We start from the raw sequence: 24,915 nt of genomic DNA on the forward strand, positions 1-24,915 counted from the left end.
CTGTTGTATTATGTCAATTTCCGTGTAGCGTGTGGCATGCTTGAATGCCGCCGCCAGCACGGGATGTCCGGCTGCGCAGTTCACTGGGAGAGGATAAAATGCAGAAAATCGCCTTGGGCGCATTGCTCGCCGCAATAACGTCACTCGCGCCGCTGGCCGCGATGGCGCAAACCGAAATTCAGTTCTGGCACGCCTTTACCGGGCGACTGGGAGAGTTGCTGGACGAGCAAGTGGCCAGCTTCAACGCGGATCAGGGCGACTACAAGGTCACCGCTACCCACAAAGGCAACTATTCCGAGGCGCTCAATGCCGGGATTGCCGCCTTTCGTGCGGGCGAGCAGCCGCATATTCTCCAGGTTTTTGAGGTTGGCACCGCGACCATGATGGCCGCCAAAGGGGCGGTCAAGCCGGTCTATGAGGTGATGGAGCAATCGGGTCTGCCGTTTGATCCAAACGCCTATCTTGCGGCGGTCACCGGCTATTATACCACCCCCGAAGGTCAGATGCTGTCCTTTCCCTACAATTCCTCGACGCAGGTTCTCTATGTAAACCGCGACGCCCTGACCGGGGCAGGAATCGACCCCGACACCGATCTCAGCACATGGCAAAAAGTCGATGAGGTGCTGGACCAGCTCAAGACGGCTGGCCATGCCTGCTCCTACACCACCTCCTGGCAGAGCTGGGTGCATCTCGAGAGCTTTTCGGCCTATCACAATGTGCCCTTCGCCACGCAGGAGAATGGCTTTGGCGGGCTCGATACAGAGCTTGTGTTCAATGGGCCGGTTCAGGTGCAGCACATCGACAAGATGGGAGAATGGGCGCGGGATGGCAAATTCATCTATGCCGGACGTCGCAACGAGGCGGGCGCCAATTTCCGCAGCGGTAACTGCGCGCTCTTCACCGAAAGTTCGGCTGGCTATGCGGGCGTCAAGGCCGAGGCACAATTTGCCTTTGATATCCGCCCGCTGCCGTATTGGGAAGGCGTCGAAGGTGCGCCGCAGAACACGATCATCGGCGGCGCTTCGCTCTGGGTGATGGCAGGGCACGAGGCCGAGGAGTACAAGGCCGTGGCTGCCTTTCTCAACTTTCTCTCCTCACCCGAGATTCAGGCAAAATGGCATCAGGACACCGGTTATCTGCCGATTACCTCAGCGGCGGGAGAGGTGACACGCGCCGCAGGCTTCTACGATGCCAATCCAGGCACCGATGTGGCGGTGATCCAGATGACCACCAAGGAGCCTACTGAGAATTCCAAGGGACTGCGGCTCGGCTCCTTCGATCAGATCCGCGCCATTATCGACGAAGAGCTAGAGGCGGTCTGGTCCGGCGACAAGGATGCGCAGGCGGCGCTCGACAGTGCGGTGGAGCGGGGCAATCAATTGCTACGCCGGTTCGAACAGGCCAGCAACTGATTAAGGGATTGGGGCCGGACCTCAAGCGTCCCGGCCCCGACTCTTGTGAGAGCCCATGGAAAAACGCGTTACCTTCAAGGGCTGGCTCTTGCCGCTCTGCCTGATTGCACCGCAGGTTTTTATCTCTGCGGTATTCTTCTTCTATCCAGCCGGTCAGGCGATATGGCAGTCGCTCTTCATTCCAGACCCCTTTGGTCTGTCATCGCGATTTGTGGGATTGGGCAATTTCGAATACCTGCTCGGGGACAGCTATTACCGCGCGTCTTTCATCACCACGGCAATCTTTTCAACCCTTGTGACCCTTGCGGCGATGATTCCCGCGCTGTTTCTTGCAGTGATGGCCGACCGGCTGGTTAAATCGGCCGGCGCCTACCGGACGCTGCTGATCTGGCCCTATGCGGTGGCTCCGGCGGTGGCGGGGGTGCTGTGGCTGTTCATGTTCAACACCCGCGTGGGCGTGGTGGCGTGGTATCTGGGGCAGTTGGGCTATGACTGGAACCATGTGCTGAATCAGAACGAGGCGATGGGCCTTGTCGTCGTCGCCTCTGCATGGGGGCGGATCAGCTACAATTTCCTGTTCTTCTTGGCCGCGCTGCAGGCGGTGCCCCGTTCGATCATCGAGGCGGCGGCGATTGATGGCGCGCGCTTCTGGCGGCGGTTTTTTACCATCGTACTGCCGTTGCTGTCGCCCACCACGTTCTTTCTGCTGGTGGTGAACATCGTCTATGCCTTCTTCGAGACCTTCGGCGTCATCCATACGATCACCTCCGGTGGCCCGCAACAGGCCACGACGATCCTTGTCTACAAGGTCTTTTCCGACGGATTCGTGGGGCAAGACCTTGGGTCATCCGCGGCGCAATCGGTGATCCTTCTTCTGGTCGTGGGGCTGCTCACGGTGTTGCAGTTCAAGTATATCGAGAAGCGGGTGCATTACTGATGGCGATCCAGATCTCAGGCATGGTCGAACGGCGCGGCGCGGGGCTGTGGCTCACGCATCTGGCGATGATCGCGGGAGTTCTGCTGATCTTCTTTCCGATCTGGCTGGCCTTTGTCGCCTCGACCGTGACCCAGCCGGAAATTGTGCGCCCGCCGATGCCGCTCTGGCCCGGCGACCAATTCGTCGAAAACTACACCGCCGCGCTGTTGTCAGGCGTCAACGTGCCGGTGGCGGTGATGCTGGGCAATTCACTGATCATGGCGGTGGGAATTGCGGTGGGCAAGATCATCATCTCGCTGCTGTCGGCCTTTGCCATCGTCTATTTCCGGTTTCCGGCGCGTAACCTCTTCTTCTGGCTGATTTTCCTGACCTTGATGCTGCCCGTCGAAGTGCGGATTGTGCCAACCTATGAGGTGATCGCCGGTTTTGGCATGCTCAACAGCTATTCGGGTCTGATATTTCCGCTTATAGCCTCGGCCACGGCAACGTTTCTCTTTCGGCAGTTCTTTCTCACCGTGCCGGATGAGCTGGTCGAGGCGGCGCGGGTGGACGGCGCGCGTCCGATGCGGTTTTTCTGGGATATCATCCTGCCGATGAGCCGTACAAATATCGCGGCGCTTTTCGTGATCCTGTTCATCTACGGCTGGAATCAATACCTCTGGCCGCTTCTTATCACCACGGACCCGTCGATGAACACGATCGTGATGGGCATCAAGCAGATGTTCCCTTCGGGCGACGATGTGGCCAACTGGCCGGTGATCATGGCGACCTCGATCCTTGCGATGATCCCGCCGGTGGTGGTGGTGATCTCGATGCAGAAACTTTTTATCCGCGGCCTCGTGGACAGCGAGAAATAGGCGATATGGCAACTGTAACACTGGACAACATCACAAAGCGCTTTGGCCGCGACGAGGTGATCAAGGGCGTGAGCCTTGATGTGGCGGATGGGGAGTTCATCGTGATTGTAGGCCCCTCGGGCTGTGGCAAGTCCACGCTCCTGCGCATGGTGGCAGGGTTGGAGACGATCACGTCAGGCGATCTGCGCATCGGGGGGGTGCGGGCCAATGACCGCGAACCGATGGACCGTGACATCGCCATGGTGTTCCAGAATTACGCGCTCTATCCGCATATGAGCGTGGCGCAGAACATGGGTTACGGGCTGAAGATCGCGGGTCTGCCCAGGGCCGAGATCGCCGCCAAGGTGGCGGACGCCGCGAGGCTCCTGCAACTGACGGAGTTGTTGGACCGCAAGCCCCGGCAGTTGTCAGGTGGCCAGCGCCAGCGCGTCGCCATGGGCCGCGCCATCGTGCGCGCGCCCTCGGTGTTTCTGTTCGACGAGCCGCTGTCCAATCTCGACGCCAAGCTGCGTGTGCAGATGCGGCTGGAAATTCGTGAATTGCAGGCCAAGCTGGGGATTACCGCGCTCTATGTCACACATGATCAGGTCGAGGCGATGACCATGGCCGACCGGATGATCGTGATGAACGCCGGTCGGGCCGAACAGATCGGCACACCTCTGGATGTCTACGAGCGGCCCGCTACGCTTTTTGCCGCACAGTTCATCGGCAGTCCTTCGATGAATGTGGTGAATGCCGAGGGGCGGGACGGCGCACTTCATCTTGGCGAGGCGGCGCTGCCCAATTCCACGGGCCATGCGGGTCCGGTCAAGCTGGGTTTGCGGCCCGAACATCTGCGCCCCGATCCTGAGGGACCGATCACGATGCAGGTGCAACTGGCAGAACCGCTGGGAGCCAATACGCTCTTGCATGGAAGGCTGGCGACAGGCGACAGCTTTACCGCGAGTCTCCCGGGGGTCCATACAGCCGGGCAGGGGAGTGGGGCGCTGCGCCTTTCGGTCGCGGCGGAGCATATGCATCTCTTCGACGCGCATAGCGGGGCAAGGCTGGGGTGACGTGACCTGTAACAGGCACTAGCGCGGGGTGTCGCCAGCCTCTGCCGCCGCTTCGATCCGTTGGCGTTCTGCATCGCTCTCGTAGCTGGCCCATGGCCGCTCCGTGCCGGTGGGTGGCAGGTCAGAGGGTTTGTGGTTGAGATGTAGATGCGTCTTGGCGATGAAATGCCCGGTGATGGGCGCGGTCAGAAACAGGAACAGCGTGATCATCAACTCGTGAAACGAGAGTTGCCCGACCACGAAGTAGAAATAAAGCATCGAGGCGATGAGCGCGCCGCCGACGCCAAGCGTTGTCGCCTTGGTTGGCGCATGCAGCCGCATCATCGGATCGGGCAGCTTGATCATCCCGAATGAGCCGACAAGCCCGAAAATGCCACTGATCACCAGCGAAACCGAAATGAGAATCTCCACGAGCATGGTCTGCCTCCCTATTCGATGATGTCGCCGCGCAGCAGAAAGCGCGTGTAGGATACGGTCGAGATAAAGCCGGTCATGGCGATGATCATCGAAACCTCGAAGTAGATCGTCGTTCCCTTGAGAATACCAAAGAGCGCCAGCAGCGCGATGGCATTGACCACCATGGTGTCGAGCGCCAGAATGCGGTCGCCGGGGCCGGGGGACTGGACGATCCGGTAGATGTTCATCAGAAGCGCCAGACCGAAACAGGAGAAGGCGAAGAAGAGCGCGTATCCGATCATTCGAAAATCTCCTTCAACCGGCGTTCATAGCGCGCCTTGATCTGATCGCGGACCGCGTCCGGGTCGGGTGCATCGAGGCAATGCACCAACAGGCTGCGCCCGTCCGCCGAAACGTCGCTGGATATCGTTCCAGGCGTCATCGTGATCGTGCCCGCCAGCACGGTGATTGCCTCGGGAGTGCGCAGATCAAGGGGGATGGAGATCCAGGCCGGTCTGGTGTTGGCGTTGGTCTTGAACAGGATGACAAAGGCCACCTGCACATTGGCAACGCAGATATCCCACAACGCCACAAGCACATATTCCACAATACGCGGCCAGCTGCGCAGGTGTGGGCGATTGGGCCAATAGGGTGAGGTGATGACCGGGATGATCAGGGCCAGGACCGTTCCCAGCAGCAGGTTGCCGAGGGTCAGTTTGTTGACCAGCATCTGCCAGACCACGATCAGGGTCAGGGTCAGAAAGGGATGGGGCAGAATCTTGCGCAACATTCTCGATCTCCCTCAGCGTTGCCGAAGCACGGTGCTGATATAGTTCGCGGGATCGTGCAATTGGTCCGCCGTGGCCTCGATATAGCCCATGGCGGACCCTGCGAATACCGAAAGCGCGACGAGGCTCGCCAGCATCGCAAAGCAAGCCACCACTGGCAGAGTGGGTTGCGGTGGGGCGGTGTGTGTCGGTTCCGTCTCGTCGGGGGCAGGCTCTGGTGTCTCTGTCTTCCAGAAGATCACGCTGCCCGCCTGTGCAAAGCCCAGCATGGCCACCAGCGAGGTGATCAGGATCACCGACCAGACAAGCCAGACCTCGGACATGTCGCGGACCGCATCAAGGATCAGCAGTTTGCCGATGAACCCCGATAGCGGAGGCATGCCCGCCGTAGCGATCGCGGCGCCGAAAAAGAGCGCGGTAATGAGGCCGTGCTGCGCCAGTTGCGGGCCGGGGCGCAGCGCGCCCGCAATTTCGCCGCGCTGTTCGCGCACCAGATCGACCACGATAAACAGGAGCGCACCCGCCAGCGTCGAATGCACCAAGTAATAGATCGCAGCCGATGTGGTGGCGACCGTAAAGCCCGAGAGTGCAATCAGCAACGTGCCCATCGAGGCAATGGCGGCAAAGGCCGCGAGCCGCCCCAGGCGTTTCGCCCCGAGAATGCCGATCATCCCCACCGCCAGCGTGAGCAGCGCGCCATAGAGCAGGATCTGGTCAATTAGATTGGCGGTTGTTGCAAGATCAGGGCCAAAGACCAGCGTATACATGCGCAGGATCGCATAGGCCCCAACCTTGGTCATGATGGCAAAAAGGGCGGCGACCGGCGCCGGAGCCTCGGCATAGGTTTCGGGCAGCCAGAAATGCAGGGGCAAGAGTGCGGCCTTGATGGCAAAGACCAGAAAGAGCAGCATCGCCCCCACGCGCAACAGCCCGCTGTCCTCTGGTGGAACCTCTGCGGCGCGCTGCGCAAGATCTGCCATGTTGAGCGTGCCGGTTACCGCATAGAGCGTGCCGAGGGCAAAGAGAAACAGCGTAGATCCAAGCAGATTGTAGATCACATATTGAACGCCCGCCCGGAACCTGCGTCGCCCGCCTGCATGGATCATCAGGCCGTAGGACGCGATAAGCAGCACCTCGAAAAAGACGAAGAGGTTGAACGCATCACCGGTCAGGAAAGCCCCGAAAATTCCCATCAGCTGGAACTGAAAGAGCGCGTGAAAACTGTTACCGCGCTGATCCCAGCCGGTGCCAACGGCATAAAGCAGGATGATGATCGCCAGCACGGCCGTCAGCAGCACCATCAGCGCAGACAACCGGTCCAGCACCAGTACGATGCCGAATGGCGCGGGCCAGTTGCCCAGTTCATAGACCTCGATCGCGCCGGTTGCGGCATGGGTCATGAGGCTGATCGCGATTGCCAGAACCGCGCCTGAGCCCGCCAGCGAGAACACGCGCTGCAGCGCCGGGTGATGGCGCATCGACAGGGTCAGGATCGCCGCCAGAACGGCGGGCAGGACGACCGGGGCAATGATCCAGTGACTCATGCCTCGTTCTCCTGCTCGTCTGGCGGTGCCTTGGGGCCGATATTGACGCTGTCGTTGCGTGATGACAGGTAAGAGCCAAGCGCGAGGATCACCACCACCGCTGTCATCCCGAAGGAAATCACGATAGCCGTCAGCACCAGAGCCTGCGGTAGCGGGTCGGTGTAGATCTCCACCCCCTTGCGCAGGACCGGGGGCATGTTGATAGCCAGCCGTCCGCTGGCAAAGAGAAACAGGTTCACCGCATAGGTCAGCAGCGAAATCCCGATGATCACGGGAAAGCTGCGCAACCGCAGCACCAGATAGAGCCCGGCGGCTGTCAAAAGGCCGATTGCGCTTGCCGTCAGCAGTTCCACGTCACTTGCCCCCCTCGTCCTGATTCTCCGCAGTCACACGGGCCGGGTTGATATCCATCGGGAAAACGTTGACCGTCTCGCCCGTGCGTCGCGCCATGTTCGACAGGCTGTTGAGCGCCAGCATCACGGCACCGACCACGGTCAGGAACACACCAATGTCAAAGGCAATCGCCGTGGCCCATTCGAATTCCTCGATCGGGGGGAAATGCAGATAGCCGTAATCCGATGTCAGGAATGGTCGATCCGCCAGCCAGGCACCGATGCCGGTCACAGAGGCGACCAGAACACCGACGCCGATGGTCGCATGATATGTCACCCGCTGCCGCGCCTCGGCCCAGGCAAATCCCGAAGCCATGTATTGCATGAGGAACGCGATCGCCACGATAAGCCCGGCGATGAAACCGCCGCCGGGTTCATTGTGACCGCGCAAGAAGATATAGGCCCCGACCATCAGCGCGATGGGCATCATCATGCGTGTGGCCACCACCATCATCAGCGGGTGACGGTCGCCTGCTTCGGGGCGGGCATTACGGTCCCAATTGGCCAGCCAGCGACCGCCCGATCCCTTGAGGACCGTTTCGGTCAGCGCATAGATCACCAGCGCGGCGATCCCCAGCACGATGATTTCGCCATAGGTGTCAAAGCCCCGGAAATCCACGAGGATCACGTTGACCACATTGGTGCCGCCGCCGCCCTTGTAGGAATTGGCGAGGTGATAGGCGGAAATGCTTTCAAAGGTGAAATCGCGGATCAGGATGGCGTAGGTCAACCCGGTGACAGCGACGCCACCTGTGACCGCAATCACCGCATCGCGCATCCGGCGCGCCGGGCTGCTTTCGGCGGGCGTCGTGCGCGGCAGGAAGTTCAGCGCGAGCAGAAGCAGGATGATTGTCACGACCTCGACCGAGATCTGCGTCAGCGCAAGGTCAGGCGCCGAGAAATAGACAAAGCCGAGCGATACCATGAGACCGACGATCCCCATCAGCACCAACGCGAGAAATCTGTTGCGGTGAAAGGCTACCAGGCTGATCGTGGCCAGCACCAGCAAGAGCCAGCCAATTGCGGGCAGGGCGGTTACGGGCAGCGCTTCGCGGGTTGGAGGCAGGGCGCTGCCGCCAGACCAAGCCAGCCAGCCGGCCACCAACACAAACACCGATAAAACCGCGGCATTGCGCGTCAGGGCGCCATTATGGACCCCGTCGGTCAGGGCGGCGCTCGCCCGGGTTGCCGCGTCGGCGACGGCGTCAAACATCACCTTGGCCTCGGGGCGCGGCGTGGCCAGCCAGAACCGCATCAGGGGCGCGTGCAGCGCCAGCAGGATTGCGCCGCCCAGCAATGCGGCACCCGACATGTAAAGCGCCGGGGTCAGCCCGTGCCAGATCTTGAGGTGAAAATCGGGCAGCCTGCCCCCCGTCACCGCCCCAGCAGTGACCTTGACCAGCGGTTCGGCCAGGAACGGGGCGATGCCGATCACCACCACAAGTACCACGAGAAACGCCGGGGCCGCCCACATGCCGAAACCGGGATCATGCGGGTGCGCGGGATAGTCGTCGCGTACCGGGCCGAGGAACACGTGGACGATATAGCGCAACGAATAGGCGACCGAAAAAAGCGCGCCCAGCGCGGCCAGCGCGGGCACCAGCCAGGGATTGCCCCACCAGACCGTATGAGACGCCTCTTCCAGCATCATTTCCTTGGACAGGAACCCGTTGAGAGGAATGACGCCCGCCATCGACAGGGCCGCAATGGTGGCGATCCCGAACGTGACGGGCATCAGCCGGCGCAGCCCCCCCAGGCGCTTGATATCGCGGCTGTGCGCCTCGTGATCGACGATGCCTGCGGTCATGAAGAGCGCGGCCTTGAACGTGGCGTGGTTGATGATGTGAAACACTGCCGCCACCGCCGCCATCTTGGTGCCAAAGCCGAGAAGCATGGTGATGAGACCCAGGTGGCTAACCGTGGAAAAGGCCAGCAGCGCCTTGAGGTCATCCTTGAAGAGCGCGATTTTCGCACCGATGACCATGGTGATCAGCCCCGTGGTCGCGACGATATAGAACCATTCCGGCGTGCCCGACAGGACCGGCCACATCCGCGCCATCAGGAACAGTCCCGCCTTTACCATCGTGGCCGAGTGAAGATAGGCCGACACGGGCGTCGGGGCCGCCATCGCATGTGGCAGCCAGAAATGGAACGGGAACTGCGCCGATTTGGTAAAGCATCCCGCCAGGATCAGCAGTAGCGCGGGCAGATACATCGGGCTGGCCTGAATTGCGTCCTTCTGCGTCAGGATCACGTTCAGGTCATAGCTGCCTGCAATCTGACCCAGGATCAGCATGCCCGCGATCATCGCAAGCCCCCCCATGCCGGTGACGGTCAGCGCCATGCGCGCGCCCTGCCGCCCTTCGGGCAGGTGTTTCCAATACCCGATCAGCAGAAAGGACGATAGCGAGGTCAGTTCCCAGAAGATCAGCAAAAGCAGGATGTTGTCGGACAGGACGATCCCCACCATCGCACCCTGAAAGAGCAGCAGGTAAGCATAGAACTGCCCCATCGGATCCTCGCGCGAGAGATAGAAGCGCGCATAGAGAATGATCAGCAAACCGATACCCAGGATCAGCCCGGCAAAAAGCAGGCCCAGTCCGTCGAGCATGAAATTGACATTGAGACCGAGACCGGGCAGCCAGTCGAGTCTGAACAGCAGCACTTCGCCGCGCATGACTGCGGGTGCGCAGATCATCAGAAGGACCAATGCGAGGATCGTGGGGGCGGCGGTGAAAGCCGTGCAGGTGTTGCGCCCCGCCTGAATCATCAGTCCCGGCAGGAGCGCGCCGAGAAATGGTAGCGCCGCGATGATCGGCAAAAATCCTCCGGCGGTGTCCATGGATGTCTTACCCCCCGTTTCCCGTCTCTGCAGGCTGCCTCGGCCCTTGCGCCACGTAGGGGCACATTTTCAGACCGTCTCAGTTGATTGGAGGTAATATACGGTGGCGACGGTCCGCGACAACCCGATTCCGACGGTTTCCTCGCATCACCGCTTCAGAGGCGAAGTGGCAAGGAGCGTGCGCGCAAACATAGCTCATTCGCACTGACGCCAGCGGGATCAACCAACCGCGCCGCCGCGAGGTCGCGGTTGGTTGGGCGGCATTCATTCGTCAGTTGCGCAGATATGCCTCCATCGTGTCGTCAAGCGCATCTTTCCAGGGCGTATGATGTACGGGGGCCATCGTGCCGGTGATGACCGATTTGTAGGAATTGTCGCGAAAGCCCATGATGTCCTTGATCTTGTGGTATTTCCACTCAAAGAAGGCCTCGCAGGCTCCGGCGACGTCGAAACTGGGATAATCGGTTTCGTCGATCAGTTCCTGAACGTAATCCCCCTGATACTGGATCGCGTATTTCGCATCCTCGCCCGCATCCTCGCGGTCCTGACGTTCTTTCACGTCGGCCAGCATTGTTTCGCGGTCGGGAATCGCGATCTTGCCCATGATCGCATCGCGAACCCACCACGCCTGCGCGTCGAACATGTTGAAGGTAAACCACTGATCCTGCATCCCGAGGTAAAAGAGCCTGGGATTGTTGACCCACACGACACCTTTGTAGAGATCGCTGGTGGCCAGACGGTTGGTGGTTTTGAGGCGAAGGTCATCCGGGAGGAAGTTGAAGAAATGCTTGTAGCCGGTGCACAGGATGATTGCATCGACCTCGCGACTCGATCCATCCTTGAAATAGGCGGTCTTGCCCTCCACGCGCACCAATGCGGGAACCTCTTGCCAGTTGTCGGGCCAGGCAAAGCCCATCGGTGCGTTGCGATAGGCAACGGTGACGGATTTGCAGCCATACTTCCAGCATTGGGAACCAATATCCTCTGCCGAATAGGACGAGCCGAGGATCAGGATGTCCTTGTCCTTGAACTCGCGCGCGTCGCGGAAATCATGCGCATGCAGGACGCGACCGTTGAAGGTATCGAAGCCTTCGTAGAAGGGAACGTTCGGAGTCGAGAAATGGCCCGAAGCAACGATTACGTGGTCGAATTGCTCGGTATAGGTGCGATCCTTTTCATGGTCGTGGATGGTCACGCTGAAAAGGCGGCTCTTTTCGTCATACTCGACCCAGCGCACCACCGAGTTGAAGCGGATCCAGTCACGCACCCCGGCCTTGAGTACGCGGCCTTCGATATAGTCGAAGAGCACGGCGCGCGGCGGGTAGGACGCGATCTGCTTGCCAAAATGTTCCTCGAACGAGTAATCGGCAAATTCGAGACCCTCCTTGGGGCCGTTAGACCACAAATAGCGGTACATCGAGCAATGTACCGGCTCGCCGTTCTCATCCAGCCCTGTGCGCCATGTGTAATTCCAAAGGCCACCCCAGTTTGCCTGTTTTTCGAAGCAGACGATATCAGGTATGGCCTCGCCCTTCTGGGCGGCGGACTGGAATGCCCGCAATTGCGCAAGGCCCGAAGGGCCGGCCCCGATGATGGCTATCCGTTTCCTGGTCATTGTAAACTCCCTCGTTGACTGAACCAGATGTAGCATCTGGTTCCTTATTGGTCTGGTCCAGATAGTCATTTGGCAGACCAATCTGTCAACCAATTTTCATAACGTGAAACTAATTTTCTGCATGCCCGGTTGGATTCGCTCTGCTATTGCCGAAAATTGCTGCTACATCTGGTGGCATGCACAATTCGAGTTTTGCCCATAAGCTTGCGGTCACCAGCATCCTGCCACGGATGCGTGTGGGCATGGTCAAGCCAATCAATATCGGCTTTCTTGCGCCGTTGAGCGGGCCGGTGCAGTCTTGGGGGCTGCCGGGGCTGAATGGCTGCCGAATCTGGGAGGATTGGTTGAACCGCTCGGGCGGGTTGCTCATCCAGGGTCGTCGCTATCCAGTCTGCATTCACGAATACGACTGCGGCTATGATGGCGCGCGGGCGGTGGCAGGGGCCGAGCATCTGGTGCGGACCCACGGCGTTGCCTTGATGATGATGCTGGGCGGCGACACGTTCACGCCGGTGCGTGACTATCTGACCGCGCACAAGGTTCTGACCTCGACCCTGTTGCCAAGCGATCTGTCGCCAGACACGCCCTATCTGATCGCACCAAGCGAGTTGCACCCCATCTACAACGTGACGGGCGTCGACTGGTTGGCACGCAATCGGCCGGACCTTCGCAAGGTGGCGATGTGCAGCCAGACTGATGCGCTTGGCACACCGTCGCTGGCCACCTACCGCGCGGCGTTCAACGCGACGGGATTCGAGGTGGTCAAGGAAATCCGTTATGACCCCGATGTGACGGATGCGGCATCATTGGTGCAGCCGATGCTGGATGCCGGGCCGGATCTGCTGTGCTGGTGCACGAGTTATGCGCCGATGGTGCATGCCATGACCGAATATGCCCATGCACAAGGCTATACTGGCGCGATCCTGTCCTGCACGATGGACAATTACGATCGCCTCGTGGCGCGCACCTCGGTCGCGTTCATGGAGGGGGCCACTTTTCAGTTTCCGGATTTCGACGATCCCAAGCTGCGTCGCAAGGCGTTCTTTTTCAATCAGCCACATGTGTTTTTTGCCGAATACAATCGCCGCTTTCCCGACAGCTGGAGCGCGGTAAGCTGGGAGTATGCGGCGATCCTCGATATCTGGCATGCAGCGGTGGAGAAGGCGGGAAACGTCAATACCTTGTCTGTACTGGCGGCGATGAAACAGATCGGGGAGGTCACGCATGCCTTTGGTGCGGCGCGTTGGTGGGGTGAGGAAATGTTTGGCATCGCAAACGCGCTGGTGGGTGACTGGCCGGTGGTCACCATCCAGAACGGCAAGGCGCGGATCGTCGAGTTTGGCTCTATCCCGGACTGGCTCTCCCGCCACGAGGCGTTGTTGAGGGCTGAAATGTCCGCGCTCGAGCAATTATGGCATCAGCGCGCCGCTGCCGGATCGGGTCTGTCGCTGAACGCGCGGTCGGTGCCTGTCTAGCCGTCCTGGAGAAGTAGCTTCTGTTCCTCGACCAGATGCAGTTTGATGAATTCGACCGCCGCCTCCACGTCACGCGCGGCGATCGCATTGAAGAGTGTGTTGTAACGCTGTTGGTAATCCTGGATGCGCTTTGGGGTCAGGTGGCGACGCATCAGCGGAGCCCGAAAGCTCTGCTGGCAGGCGTCGATGACCAGATCATAGCAGGAGGCGAGCAGAGGGTTCCGGGTGCCCTGTGCAATCTTGCGGTAAAGCTCTTCTTCGTATCTGACAAAGTCCGATATTTCGGTACGCACGCTTTCAATGTGAGTGATGGTCTTGCTCAGATCCTCGAGATCGCGCGGGGTCATGTTGATCACCGCCAGCCGCACCATTTCGGGTTCGAGGATACCGCGCATCACGAGGTGGTCAAGCGGGCTGGTGCGTTCGGCGACGGTGCTGTCCGTACCATTACGATCTGGGGCGGAACGGTAGGTGACGAAACTGCCACTGCCGGCCCGGCGACGGATGATCTCTCGATTCTCCAGTACGTCGAGCGCTTCGCGCACAGTATTGCGCGACACGCCGAGCTCTGACGCGAGGGTACGCTCCGAGGGCAGGCGGGTATCGGCGGGATACTCCTCGGATCGGATGCGGGCAAACAGTGCGTCGATCACCACTTGGACCGTCGCGCCGACGGATTGACCGGACAAAAGCTGATTGGTGAGGGTGTCGTTCATTCAGGGTGCCGTTCATGCAAAGTGGGTAGAATGTTTATACGCAGTGACGGACGCAGGCGCAATTTTCCTGATAGTGACCCGGTTCGGTATCCCGCTTTCATGGACTCAGGCATGGTGTTTCCGAATTGGTATGGAACCGGTCTGATCTGTCGGATCTTTGGGCGTTCTGCTAAGCATCTGATAAAATTTGATTTTCCGACGTGGAGGGAAGGTTTTCGGGACTTTGGTTGGAAAACTGGTCCAATATTAACAACCAAAATAAAGAAATTTTCTTTGCGGGAAACACTGAATCGGTTAGCGTTCTCTTAGAGTCACCTTTTCCGGCCGAAATTGGCATGAAACTGGTTTTTGCAAAGACCGTCGCGAAACAGGCGGGCCAACACGGGAGACGACAATGATTTCCAGATTTACGCGCAGGACATTCCTCAAATCCACCGCCGTGACCGCGGTCAGCGCCGGATTGCCTCGGTTCGCGGCGGCGCAGGGCAACACCATCAGGATCGGTTTTCTCGCGCCGCTGACCGGCCCGGTCGCAGCATGGGGCAAACCCGGCCTCGATGGTTGCATGATCTGGGCAGAGCGGATAAATGCGGCTGGCGGCATAAAGCTTGCCGATGGCAGCTACCAGGTCGAATTCGTGTCCTATGACAATGAATACGATCCGGCCAAGGCACGCACCGGGGCGACCAAGCTCATCCGCGAGGATGGCGCAAGTTTCATAATGATGCTGGGCGGTGATACTTGGCCAGGCGTGCAGCCGGTTGCGGACAGGACGGGGATGCTGTTCTCGACCCTTCTGCCGTCGGATCTATCGCCCGACACGACGACGCTGATCGCACCCGCCGAGGTGCATCCGATCTACAATGTCACCGGCGTCGAATGGCTGGCCGAAAACCGGCCTGAACTGCAGACTGCCGTAATCTGCGCGCAGGACGATGCCCTCGGCCTGCCGTCGATCGCGACCTATCTTGCCGCGTTCGAGGCAGCAGGTATCGAGATGCAGGACGACCCGCTGCTCTTTGACCCGGCGACAACCGATTTTGCACCAGTTGTCACGCGCCTGATTTCGAAAAGCCCCGACATCGTGTGTCTGGACACCTGCTATTCGGATTACGTGCACCCGATCTGCGAGCAACTGTTCCAGCAAGGCTACAAGGGCCAGATCATTTCCTGCACTGCGGATTTCTATGACCAGATCATCGCCAAGACTTCTAGAGAATTCATGGAAGGCTTTGTATTCCAGTTCCCGGATTTCGACGACCCGGCGTTGAATGCAGATCACATAAACTTTGTCGATCCGAACGGGTTTTATGCTGAATACAACAAGCGGCATCCGGGGCAGTGGGGCGCGGTCAGCTGGGAATACGCGTCGATCATGGATCTGTGGAAAGCCGCCGCCGAAAAGGCCGGCTCGGCCGATCCCGATGCGGTGGCCGCAGCAATGAAGGAAGGCGGCAAGGGAGAGCACGCCTTTGGCACGGCAGACTGGTGGGGTACCGAACTCTTTGGCATCGACAACGCACTGGTTGGCGACTGGCCGGTTGTCGCGATCGAGGACGGCAAGGCGACGATCAAGGAATTCAGATCAATCCCGGCATGGTATGCCAAACATGGCGATTTGTTGATCAAGCACATGACGGCCTACGATCAGATGTGGAACCAGCGCGGTTGATACCCGCGCTCTTTCCCCTGACATCCGGAAAGACATAGACCATGCTGGATCTTCTGGCGCAAACCAGCCTCAATGCCGTGTATGCAGCGAGTTACATTTCCCTGATCGCCGTTGGCCTCGTGCTGATTTTCGGCGTGATGGGGGTGATAAACTTTGCCCATGGCGAGTTGTTCATGCTCGGGGCCTATGCGGTTGTCGCGCTTTATGCCGACATGCAGCTGCCTTTTCTGATGGCCGTGGCGGCGGGACTCTTGTTCGTGGGCCTGCTTGGCCTAGTCATGGAGCGTACGCTCTTTCGCCCGCTCAAGGATAATCCCCTGGGCGGGCTGGTCGCCTCGATCGGCCTTTTGATGATCCTTCAGGCGCTAGCGGTGCTGGGGTTTGGTGTGCGCATGGAGCATGTGCCGCCCGTGACGCAGGAGGTGATCGCCTTTTCGGACAAGGTGCGCCTGCCGCTTGCTCGGCTCTATGTGATTGTCGCGGCAGTCCTGCTGCTCACTGGCCTGTGGTATTTCCTCAAACGCACGCGTTTCGGCTGGGCGCTGCGCGCCTCGGCTCAGGATCCCGAGGCGGCTGCGCTTCAGGGTATTTCGATCACTCAGACCGCCCGCATCGCCATGTTCATCGGGGCGGCGCTGGCCGGGGTCGCGGGCGCGCTCACTGCACCGCTGGTATCGGTCAATCCGCATATGGGTCACTCGGTGATCGTGACCGCCTTTATCGTGATCATCGTGGGTGGCGTCGGTTCGCTCGAAGGGGCGGTAATTGCCTCGGTGGTCTATGCGTTTGTCCACACGTTTGTGACCACTCTTTATGACGGGGTGATCGCCGATATCGTTGGCTTGTCGCTGATGCTGCTCGTCCTGATTGTCAGGCCCACCGGCCTTTTCGGGAGTGCGGACCGTGCCTAGAATCCTCTTCTTCGCGCTTGGCCTGATCGGTCTCGTTGCCTTGCCGCACGCTCTCAGCTTTTCGCAGCAGGAAATCCTTGTGTTTCTGGTGATCAACGTGCTTCTGGTCGCCTCTTATCGCCTGCTCACGCTGACCGGCGAATGGTCTCTGGGGCATGTGGTGATCATGGGCGTCGGGGCCTATGCTTCGGCGCTTTTCAGCAAGAACCTAGGCATTTACGTGCCATTTGCGATGCTTCTGGGCGGCATGACATCGGCGCTTCTTGCCGTGCTGCTCAGTTTTCCGCTGTTTCGGATGAAGGGATTCTATTTCCTGATTGGCAGTTTCGCGGCGGGTGAGATCATCCGCCTGCTCTGGAAACGGTTTCGCGATCCGTTCGGTGGTGCCAAGGGGATTAAAGGAATCGAGCCGATGCCGGATTTCAGCATCGGAGTCTACGAGTTCGATTTTTTCGAACCGATCAGTTACTATTACATGTCCGGCGCGGTAGTGGTGTTCTGCCTGTGGATCCTGTGGCGGATCGAGCGAAGTCCGGTCGGCCTGACGTTTCACGCGGTACACTGGCAGGACAAACTGGCCGAGGCATCGGGGGTCAATCTGCGCGCTTACCGCACGCTGGCCTTTTCCATCGCCAGCGGTTTTGCGGGATTGAGCGGCGCGCTGCTGGCGCATTATGTAGGCACAATCAACCCAAACAGTTTCGATGTCGAGGTCATGGTCTTTGTTCTGACATGGGCAATCGTCGGCGGCACTGCGACGTTCTACGGTCCTATTCTGGGTTGTGTCGTGCTTACCATCCTGAACGAGATCGTGCTGCGCGAACTTGGCTTTGAACAGATGCGCCCGCTGATCTATGGCGCGATCATGATCCTGTCGATCCTGTTCATGCCGAAGGGTTTGGAAAGTATTGTTCAGAGACTGACCCGCCGCACGCCTGTTGCGGCCCCACGCGAAAAGGTGGCTGAATGACCAAGTTTCTGGAAATCAGAGGCCTGACCATGCGCTTTGGCGGGCTGTTGGCGGTGGACAATCTGAGCTTTACGGTCGAGCACGGCCAGATCCACGGATTGATTGGGCCGAATGGTGCGGGCAAGACGACGACGTTCAACATGATCTCGGGATTCTACAAACCGACCAGCGGCAAGGTGCTGTTGCGCGGCGAGGATATTTCCGGTCTCAAGACGCATGAGGTGGCGCGGCGCGGTGTGGTGCGGACCTTTCAGCATTCAACGCTCTTCGCCGAGTTGACGGTGCTGGAAAACGCCCTCGTGGGCACGCATATGCCGTTTCGACCCAATATATTTGCGGCGATCATCGGTTGGGACAAGGAAGATCGGATCGGTGCCGAAGCTCGGGCGCGCGAGGCGCTGGAGTTCTTTGGCCTTGAGCATCTTGCGCAGGAACGCGCCGGAGACCTCTCGCATGGCCATCAGCGCGCCCTCGGGATGGCGGTGGCCTATGCGTCGCATCCCGATGTGATCCTGCTCGACGAGCCCTTTACCGGCATGAACCCCGAGGAAACCCGGCGAATGATGGGGCTGATGCGGGCCCTGCGCGACAACGGCATTACCCTTCTTCTGGTCGAGCACGACATGCAGGCGATCATGGGGTTGTGCGACACCATCACCTGCATGAGCTTTGGCAAGTTTCTCGCCGAAGGTGGCCCCGCGGAGATCCGCAACCATCCGGCGGTGATCGAGGCCTATCTGGGAGGCGCGCGCCATGTTGCTTGAGGCAGAGCGCATCTGCGTGTCTTATGGCAAGGTGTCGGCGATCCGCGACATCACGATCCGCGTGCCGGAGGGCAAGATCGTCACCATCATCGGCGGCAACGGTGCGGGCAAGACCACCACGCTGCGCGCCTTGTCGGGGATGGTGCCGCTCAAATCCGGCGAGATCCGGTTTCTGGGCAAGCGAATCGACGGGCTGTCGGCGGACAAGATCGTCGCGCATGGTATCGCCCATGTGCCAGAGGGGCGGCGAATCTTTCCCAATATGACGGTTGAGGAGAACCTGCGCACCGGTGCGTTCCTGCGGCGTGACCATGCGGCGGTCGAAAAGGATCTGGCCGATGTCTTTGCCCGATTTCCACGTCTCAAGGAACGCCGTGGCCAGCGGGCGCAGACGATGTCGGGTGGCGAACAGCAGATGCTGGCGATCGGGCGGGCGCTGATGTCGGATCCGCGCGTCCTGCTGATGGACGAGCCGTCGATGGGTCTCGCCCCGGTTATCGTCGAGGAGATCGCGCAGATCATCGAGGAAATCAACGCGCGTGGCCTGTCGGTCGTGCTGGTCGAGCAGAACGCCGAACTGGCGCTTGAACTGGCAGATATGGCCTATGTGCTGGAAACCGGGAACATGGCTCTGGAGGGGCCTGCGCATGAGCTTCACGATAACGAACATGTTCGCGCCGCGTATCTGGGGCTTTGACGCAGGCGACAGCGAGATGCGGATCGCCCGCGCGGCGGGCTGGTCGCGCGCCGATCTGGTCTGGGAGCGGCTCACCGAGGCGGCGCTCGGCGATTGGGAGGCCGGGCGCCATGGGCGGGCTCTGCGCGGATTCCGGCAGGCCTATCTGCTGGCCCGGGTTGCTTTCGCCAGATCGGATCTGCGGCGCGCGACGGCACATGCCAATCTTGCCATTGCCGGGTCAGCAGGGGGGCGGTTCGACCGCGCCGAGCGGCATCAGCGCGCCGCGCTCACGATCTGGCGCGGTGCGCAGGACCGGATCGCAGCGATGGAGATCCGCCCGCGCGCGCGCAGTTCGCTGTTTCATCTGCGCATGGAGGCGCTGCACCGCGACACCTATCACGGCAATCTGCGCCTACGGATCGGCCGCATCGTCGAAGAGACCCAAGAGACGCTGCGCACACTCACCGCTCCGAACGGGGCCGGGCATCGCCATGCCGCGCGCTGGCGCGGCGAAAAGCCGAGTGTGCATGACGGGACGCGGCAGATTCTGGGGGCCTGTCTTTTGATCATCGACCGCGCCTGACCGGGGCATTTGCGTCATGTCCCGGCGTCCGCGTGGTGCAATCGTCGCCCGGATTGAGGCGCGGTTTCTGGGGCAATGCAGAAAAAGACGTAATCACAGGGTGTTAGAGTGGGGTGTCGTCGTCTCTGCCCGCCGCGCGGAATTTTTCAAGGTTGTCGCTTTCCCGATCGTTCCTGTCCGATTTCGACAGGGCCAGGATCGGGTAAATTTGGGATAAGGTCCTGCAAAGGAGTCTCTGGCCATGCGCTATTCCGGATTCAAGGTGATCAAGGAGGCCCTGACCGGCCATCGGGGATGGACACCGGCCTGGCGCGATCCGGCGCCGCAGGCGGAATATGACGTCATTATCATCGGCGGCGGCGGGCATGGATTGGCCACCGCTTACTATCTAGCCAAAGAGTTCGGTGGCACGCGCATCGCGGTGCTGGAAAAGGGCTGGATCGGTGGCGGCAATGTGGGGCGCAACACCACGATCATCCGCTCGAACTACCTGCTTGATGGAAATGAGCCGTTCTATGAATTCTCGCTCAAGCTCTGGGAAGGGCTGGAGCAGGATTTCAACTACAATGCGATGGTCAGCCAGCGCGGCATCCTGAACCTCATCCATACGGATGCGCAGCGCGACGCCTTCACCCGGCGCGGCAATGGGATGATCCTGAATGGCGCCGATGCCGAACTGCTTAGTGTCGAGCAGATCCGCAAACGCTATCCGTTTCTGAATTTCAACGATGCGCGGTTTCCGATCAAGGGCGGGCTGGCGCAGCATCGCGGCGGCACCGTGCGCCATGACGCGGTGGCCTGGGGCTATGCGCGCGGCGCCGATCAGCGCGGTGTCGATATCATCCAGAATTGCGAAGTCACGGGGTTTCGCATCGAGAACGGCGTTTGCAAGGGGGTCGAGACCAGTCGCGGTTTCATTGCCGCGAAAAAGGTCGGCTGTGCCGTGGCGGGATCGTCGGGACGGCTGATGGCGAAGGCGGGCATGCGTCTGCCAATCGAGAGCCATGTGCTTCAGGCCTTTGTCTCCGAAGGTCTGAAGCCGGTGCTGCCGGGGGTCATCACCTTTGGCGCGGGGCATTTCTATTGCAGCCAGTCGGACAAGGGCGGGCTGGTCTTTGGCGGCGACATCGACGGTTACAATTCCTATGCGCAGCGTGGCAACCTGCCGGTGGTCGAGGATGTCGCCGAGGGCGGCATGGCGCTGTTCCCCGGTCTGGGGCGGGTGCGATTGCTTCGGATGTGGGGCGGGATCATGGACATGTCGATGGACGGCTCGCCGATCATCGACCGCACACATATCGAGGGGCTCTATTTCAACGGCGGCTGGTGCTATGGCGGGTTCAAGGCGACGCCTGCCTCGGGCTGGTGCTTTGCGCATCTTCTGGCCACCGACGCCCCGCATCCGGTGGCCACCGCCTATCGCTTCGACCGGTTCGAAAAGGGCCGGATGATCGACGAAAAAGGCATGGGCGCGCAGCCCAATCTGCATTGAGAGACTCGGGACATGATCATCAATCATCCGCTTCTGGGGCCGCGCGACGCGCAGGAATTCACCTATCTGGGCGACGCCGCGCTGATCGAGCGGCCCGACTGGCAGGCCGAAGATGCGCATCGTCAGTTCTACGAATATCTCTATTTGCGCGACAACCCTGCGGGGGAACATCGTGAACTGTGGTTTCATGAGCAGGGCGATCGCAGCTGGCTGGTGGTCACGCGCAACACGCTGACACATGAAATCACGCATGTAGATCTGGCCCGCGACGTGGCCCGGGCAAAGGGGCGCAGCAAATGACGCAGAGCAATCGCCTGACGGCTGGCCGGATCGACCGGGCGCAGGTGCTGAACTTTACCTTTGATGGCAAGCGCTATCAGGGCCATGGTGGAGATACACTCGCCTCGGCGCTTTTGGCCAATGGCGTGCGGCTGATGGGCCGGTCGTTTAAGTATCATCGCCCGCGCGGTGTGCTGTCGGCGGGCAGCGAAGAACCGAATGCGCTGGTCGAATTGCGCGGCGGCGCGCGTCAGGAACCCAACACCCGCGCCACTACAGCCGAGCTTTTCGACGGGCTGGAGGCAAAGAGCCAGAACCGTTGGCCCTCGCTGGCCTTCGATGCGATGGCGATCAACGACAGATTCAGCGCCTTTCTGACAGCAGGCTTCTATTACAAGACCTTCATGTGGCCTGCCGCCTTCTGGGAAAAACTTTATGAGCCGATGATCCGACGGGCGGCGGGATTGGGTTCGATCTCGTTCGAGCCGGATCCTGATTGCTATGACAAGGGATTTCTGCATTGCGATCTGCTGGTTATCGGCGCGGGACCTGCGGGCCTGTCGGCGGCGCTGACCGCGGGGCGCGCAGGGGCACGGGTTATTCTGGCCGACGAGGATTTTCTGCTGGGCGGGCGGCTCAATACCGAAACGATCAGTGTCGGGGAACAATCCGGGGGCGACTGGGCGGGAACGATCGTGGCGGAACTGGCGCAGATGCCGAATGTTCGAGTGATGATGCGCACCACCGTGATAGGGGCCTTCGATCATGGCATTTACGGTGCGGTCGAGCGGGTAAGCGACCATCTGGCAGTCCCCCCCGAGGGCAAGCCGCGTCAGATTCTGTGGCGGATCACCTCACGGCGGGCGCTGCTCTGCGCGGGTGCTATCGAACGGCCGATCGCCTTTTCTGACAATGACCGACCGGGCATCATGCTGGCGGGTGCGTTGCGCGCCTATGTCAATCGCTGGGCGGTGACGCCCGCGCGAGATGTGGTGATATTTGGCAATAACGATGATGCGCATCGCAGCGCCGCAGATCTCCTTGCCAGAGGTGTGCATGTGGCTGCGGTGGTGGACATCCGCGCGCAGGCAAAGCCGATTGCCGATTACGAACTGCTCGCCGGGGCGCAGGTCGTCGGCACGCAGGGCAGACTGGGAATACGCGGTGTCGAGGTGCGCCTTGCCTCGGGCGAGATCCGGCGCATCAACTGTGGCGCGCTCGGGGTGTCGGGCGGCTGGAACCCCAATGTTCATCTCACCTGTCATAAACGCGGTCGCCCCGAATGGCGTGAGGATATCGCGGCCTTCGTGCCCGGCCCGGACGGTCCCGCGGGCCTGAGCGTCGCCGGGGCGGCTACAGGGCTATTCAGCACTGCGTCGGCGCTTTCGTCCGGGTCCAAGGCTGCTGCTGCTGCACTGCGCGACCTGGGCATCAGAGCCCGTGCGTTGCCGCAGCCCGCGACCGAGGATGCGCCGGTGTCGATCACGCCCTTCTGGCATGTGGCCGAGGGCAAAGGGCGCGCCTGGCTGGATCAGCAGAACGATGTGACCGTCAAGGATGTGAAACTGGCGCATCAGGAGAATTTCCGCTCGGTCGAGCATCTCAAACGCTATACGACCCTTGGCATGGCAACCGATCAGGGCAAGACGTCCAATCTGGGCGGACTTGCGGTCATGGCCGAACTGACCGGACAGACGATCGCCAAGACCGGCACCACGATCTTTCGCCCGCCTTATACGCCGGTGGCATTGGGCGTGCTGGCCGGACGTTCGCGCGGCAAGGATTTCCGGCCGGTGCGCAAGACCCCCAGCCACAAATGGGCCCAAGAGCAGGGTGCGGTCTTTGTCGAGGTCGGCATGTGGCTGCGCGCGCAGTGGTTCCCGAGGCCGGGCGAGACTCATTGGCGCGAGAGCGTGGACCGCGAGGTGCTGGCGACCCGCCGCAGCGTCGGCATCTGCGACGTGACGACGCTGGGCAAGATCGACGTGCAGGGGGGTGATGCGGCGGCGTTTCTAAACCGGATCTATGCCAACGGATTTGCAAAGCTGGCGGTGGGCAAGGTCCGCTATGGCCTCATGCTGCGCGAGGACGGGATTGCGATGGATGACGGTACCGCTGCCCGGCTGGCCGAGGATCATTTCGTCGTGACCACGACCACCGCCAACGCCGTCAACGTCTACCGGCACATGGAATTCGCGCGACAGTGCCTGTGGCCGGACATGGATGTGCAACTCATCTCGACGACCGAATCCTGGGCGCAGTTTTCGGTCGCCGGACCGAATTCGCGTAGACTGCTGCAAAAGGTGGTGGACCCGGCGTTTGACCTGTCCAACGAGGCGTTTCCCTTCATGGCCTGTGGCGAGATCACGGTGTGCGGCGGGCTGCGGGCACGCCTGTTCCGTATATCGTTCTCGGGCGAACTGGCCTATGAAATCGCAGTGCCGACGCGTTATGGCGATGCCATGATCCGGCGGCTGATGGCAGCAGGCGAAGAATTCGACGTGGTTGCCTATGGGACCGAGGCGCTGGGCGTGATGCGGATCGAAAAGGGTCACGCGGCGGGCAACGAGCTGAACGGTACGACCACGGCGCGCAATCTCGGGATGGCGCAGATGGTGTCAAAGACCAAGGACAGTATCGGATCTGTCCTGTCAGAGCGCGAAGGGCTGAGCGAGCCGGATACGCTGACGCTGGTCGGATTGCGGCCCGTAGATGCGACGCAGCGCGTGCTGGCAGGGGCACATCTGATGACCAAGGGCACGGTCGCCAATGCCGCCAACGATCAGGGATATATCACCTCTGCCGCCTATTCGCCAAATCTCGGACATTCGATCGGTCTGGCCTTTCTCAGGAATGGCGCGGCGCGCAAGGGCGAGGTGATCGAGGCTGTGAGCCCGCTGACCGGCCTCAATGTCGATGTCGAAGTGGTGAGCGCGCATTTCATTGACCCAGAGGGGGAGCGGCTTCGTGCATGACTTGGTAGCAATCACCTCGTTGGGGGCGAACGCAGCGCGACTGGATTGTGTGGGCGCGGTTACGCTGACCGAGGTTCCGGATTGGGCGCTGGCTTCGGTGACGGCGCGTCTGGGGCAAGAGGATGCCTGCCGCGTGGCGCTGGCAACGCTTCTCGGTGTTGAACTGCCCGGACCGGGCGGCATGGTTGCGGGGCCGGAGGTGAGCGCGTTCTGGACCGCGCCCGATCAGTGGATGGTCGAGGCACCTTATGAGGCCCACCAAGACCTCGCGCGCGCGGTCAAGGAGGTGATGGGCGACACCGCCAGCGTGACCGAGCAGAGCGATGGCTGGTGCCGCTTCGACATCGAGGGCGAGGGCCTGGGCGCGGTGTTCGAGCGGCTGTGCAATCTGGATCTGGCGACGGCGGCACCTGGATCAGCCAGCCGCACTGCAATCGAGCATATGGGCTGTTTCGTGCTTTGCCGGACGGCGGGCGGGCATATTTCGGTGATTGGGCCGCGATCCTCGGCGGGTTCTCTGCATCACGCGCTTTTGACGGCGATGAGCTCGGCACTCTGAAC

General features: G+C 60.7%; 23 protein-coding genes. 15 read left to right on the forward strand and 8 right to left on the reverse strand.

The window, feature by feature from the left end; translation table 11 throughout:
* The first annotated feature begins 98 nt into the window (after window positions 1-98).
* Genes ugpB through BSG08_RS00570 form a run of 4 tightly spaced genes read left to right on the forward strand, consistent with a single transcriptional unit; the run spans window position 99 to window position 4,261 of the window.
* A complete protein-coding gene (ugpB, locus tag BSG08_RS00555) occupies window positions 99-1,412 on the forward strand; it encodes a sn-glycerol-3-phosphate ABC transporter substrate-binding protein UgpB (protein ID WP_093030420.1) in 1,314 nt (437 codons plus the stop codon).
* A 55-nt stretch (window positions 1,413-1,467) separates the two neighbouring features.
* The gene (ugpA, locus tag BSG08_RS00560; RefSeq protein ID WP_093030423.1) at window positions 1,468-2,349 is read left to right on the forward strand and encodes a sn-glycerol-3-phosphate ABC transporter permease UgpA; all 882 of its coding nucleotides are present in this window, start codon (window positions 1,468-1,470) and stop codon (window positions 2,347-2,349) included.
* A 20-nt stretch (window positions 2,350-2,369) separates the two neighbouring features.
* Window positions 2,370-3,206: a sn-glycerol-3-phosphate ABC transporter permease UgpE gene (gene ugpE / locus BSG08_RS00565; RefSeq protein WP_093031859.1), complete on the forward strand. Its 837-nt coding sequence runs from the start codon at window positions 2,370-2,372 to the stop codon at window positions 3,204-3,206.
* Window positions 3,207-3,211: 5 nt separating this feature from the next.
* Window positions 3,212-4,261 carry an ABC transporter ATP-binding protein gene (locus BSG08_RS00570; RefSeq protein WP_093030426.1) on the forward strand — a complete coding sequence of 350 codons (1,050 nt, stop codon included), beginning with the start codon at window positions 3,212-3,214 and terminating at the stop codon, window positions 4,259-4,261.
* Window positions 4,262-4,279: 18 nt separating this feature from the next.
* Here BSG08_RS00570 and BSG08_RS00575 read toward each other — a convergent pair whose 3' ends face one another.
* From BSG08_RS00575 to BSG08_RS00605, 7 genes are all read right to left on the reverse strand, one after another.
* On the reverse strand, window positions 4,280-4,678 hold the full coding sequence (locus BSG08_RS00575; protein ID WP_093030429.1) for a Na+/H+ antiporter subunit G: 399 nt from the start codon (window positions 4,676-4,678) through the stop codon (window positions 4,280-4,282).
* Window positions 4,679-4,689: 11 nt separating this feature from the next.
* Complete coding sequence (locus BSG08_RS00580) at window positions 4,690-4,959, reverse strand: K+/H+ antiporter subunit F (protein WP_093030432.1); 270 nt, start codon at window positions 4,957-4,959, stop codon at window positions 4,690-4,692.
* A complete protein-coding gene (locus BSG08_RS00585) occupies window positions 4,956-5,447 on the reverse strand; it encodes a Na+/H+ antiporter subunit E (protein WP_093030435.1) in 492 nt (163 codons plus the stop codon). The genes BSG08_RS00580 and BSG08_RS00585 overlap by 4 nt, the downstream gene beginning before the upstream one ends.
* Before the next feature lie 12 nt (window positions 5,448-5,459).
* Window positions 5,460-6,989 carry a monovalent cation/H+ antiporter subunit D gene (locus tag BSG08_RS00590; protein WP_093030438.1) on the reverse strand — a complete coding sequence of 510 codons (1,530 nt, stop codon included), beginning with the start codon at window positions 6,987-6,989 and terminating at the stop codon, window positions 5,460-5,462.
* Window positions 6,986-7,342, reverse strand: coding sequence for a Na+/H+ antiporter subunit C (locus BSG08_RS00595; RefSeq protein ID WP_093030441.1), 357 nt, complete (start codon window positions 7,340-7,342; stop codon window positions 6,986-6,988). Before BSG08_RS00595 ends, BSG08_RS00590 begins: the two co-directional genes overlap by 4 nt.
* A 1-nt stretch (window position 7,343) precedes the next feature.
* A complete protein-coding gene (locus BSG08_RS00600; RefSeq protein WP_093030444.1) occupies window positions 7,344-10,223 on the reverse strand; it encodes a monovalent cation/H+ antiporter subunit A in 2,880 nt (959 codons plus the stop codon).
* Window positions 10,224-10,494: 271 nt separating this feature from the next.
* Complete coding sequence (locus BSG08_RS00605) at window positions 10,495-11,838, reverse strand: NAD(P)-binding domain-containing protein (RefSeq protein ID WP_093030447.1); 1,344 nt, start codon at window positions 11,836-11,838, stop codon at window positions 10,495-10,497.
* Window positions 11,839-12,014: 176 nt separating this feature from the next.
* Between BSG08_RS00605 and BSG08_RS00610 the strand changes: the two genes are divergently transcribed.
* Window positions 12,015-13,313: an ABC transporter substrate-binding protein gene (locus BSG08_RS00610; RefSeq protein WP_093030450.1), complete on the forward strand. Its 1,299-nt coding sequence runs from the start codon at window positions 12,015-12,017 to the stop codon at window positions 13,311-13,313.
* On the opposite strand, the gene BSG08_RS00615 is transcribed toward BSG08_RS00610, so the two are convergent.
* Window positions 13,310-14,029 carry a FadR/GntR family transcriptional regulator gene (locus tag BSG08_RS00615; protein ID WP_093030453.1) on the reverse strand — a complete coding sequence of 240 codons (720 nt, stop codon included), beginning with the start codon at window positions 14,027-14,029 and terminating at the stop codon, window positions 13,310-13,312. The genes BSG08_RS00610 and BSG08_RS00615 overlap by 4 nt on opposite strands.
* Window positions 14,030-14,423: 394 nt before the next feature.
* Here BSG08_RS00615 and BSG08_RS00620 point away from each other — a divergent pair, with 394 nt between their 5' ends.
* From BSG08_RS00620 to BSG08_RS00665, 10 genes are all read left to right on the forward strand, one after another.
* Window positions 14,424-15,701: an ABC transporter substrate-binding protein gene (locus BSG08_RS00620; RefSeq protein ID WP_093030456.1), complete on the forward strand. Its 1,278-nt coding sequence runs from the start codon at window positions 14,424-14,426 to the stop codon at window positions 15,699-15,701.
* Between the two features lie 41 nt (window positions 15,702-15,742).
* The gene (locus BSG08_RS00625; RefSeq protein ID WP_093030459.1) at window positions 15,743-16,612 is read left to right on the forward strand and encodes a branched-chain amino acid ABC transporter permease; all 870 of its coding nucleotides are present in this window, start codon (window positions 15,743-15,745) and stop codon (window positions 16,610-16,612) included.
* Window positions 16,605-17,582, forward strand: coding sequence for a branched-chain amino acid ABC transporter permease (locus tag BSG08_RS00630; RefSeq protein WP_093031863.1), 978 nt, complete (start codon window positions 16,605-16,607; stop codon window positions 17,580-17,582). The genes BSG08_RS00625 and BSG08_RS00630 overlap by 8 nt, the downstream gene beginning before the upstream one ends.
* Entirely contained in the window at window positions 17,579-18,346 is a 768-nt protein-coding gene (locus tag BSG08_RS00635; RefSeq protein WP_093030462.1) for an ABC transporter ATP-binding protein, read from the forward strand. Before BSG08_RS00630 ends, BSG08_RS00635 begins: the two co-directional genes overlap by 4 nt.
* Entirely contained in the window at window positions 18,336-19,043 is a 708-nt protein-coding gene (locus BSG08_RS00640) for an ABC transporter ATP-binding protein (RefSeq protein WP_093030465.1), read from the forward strand. The genes BSG08_RS00635 and BSG08_RS00640 overlap by 11 nt, the downstream gene beginning before the upstream one ends.
* Window positions 18,994-19,608 (forward strand): tetratricopeptide repeat-containing protein, encoded by a 615-nt coding sequence (locus tag BSG08_RS00645; RefSeq protein WP_245770562.1) that lies wholly within the window; start codon window positions 18,994-18,996, stop codon window positions 19,606-19,608. The genes BSG08_RS00640 and BSG08_RS00645 overlap by 50 nt, the downstream gene beginning before the upstream one ends.
* A 241-nt stretch (window positions 19,609-19,849) precedes the next feature.
* On the forward strand, window positions 19,850-21,100 hold the full coding sequence (locus tag BSG08_RS00650; RefSeq protein ID WP_093030471.1) for a sarcosine oxidase subunit beta family protein: 1,251 nt from the start codon (window positions 19,850-19,852) through the stop codon (window positions 21,098-21,100).
* 12 nt (window positions 21,101-21,112) lie between these two features.
* Window positions 21,113-21,400, forward strand: coding sequence for a sarcosine oxidase subunit delta (locus BSG08_RS00655; RefSeq protein ID WP_093030474.1), 288 nt, complete (start codon window positions 21,113-21,115; stop codon window positions 21,398-21,400).
* Complete coding sequence (locus BSG08_RS00660; RefSeq protein WP_093030477.1) at window positions 21,397-24,354, forward strand: sarcosine oxidase subunit alpha family protein; 2,958 nt, start codon at window positions 21,397-21,399, stop codon at window positions 24,352-24,354. The genes BSG08_RS00655 and BSG08_RS00660 overlap by 4 nt, the downstream gene beginning before the upstream one ends.
* Window positions 24,347-24,913 carry a sarcosine oxidase subunit gamma gene (locus tag BSG08_RS00665; protein WP_093030481.1) on the forward strand — a complete coding sequence of 189 codons (567 nt, stop codon included), beginning with the start codon at window positions 24,347-24,349 and terminating at the stop codon, window positions 24,911-24,913. The genes BSG08_RS00660 and BSG08_RS00665 overlap by 8 nt, the downstream gene beginning before the upstream one ends.
* The last annotated feature ends 2 nt before the right edge of the window (window positions 24,914-24,915 follow it).

The organism is Roseovarius azorensis, assembly GCF_900109455.1.
Lineage (GTDB): Bacteria > Pseudomonadota > Alphaproteobacteria > Rhodobacterales > Rhodobacteraceae > Roseovarius > Roseovarius azorensis.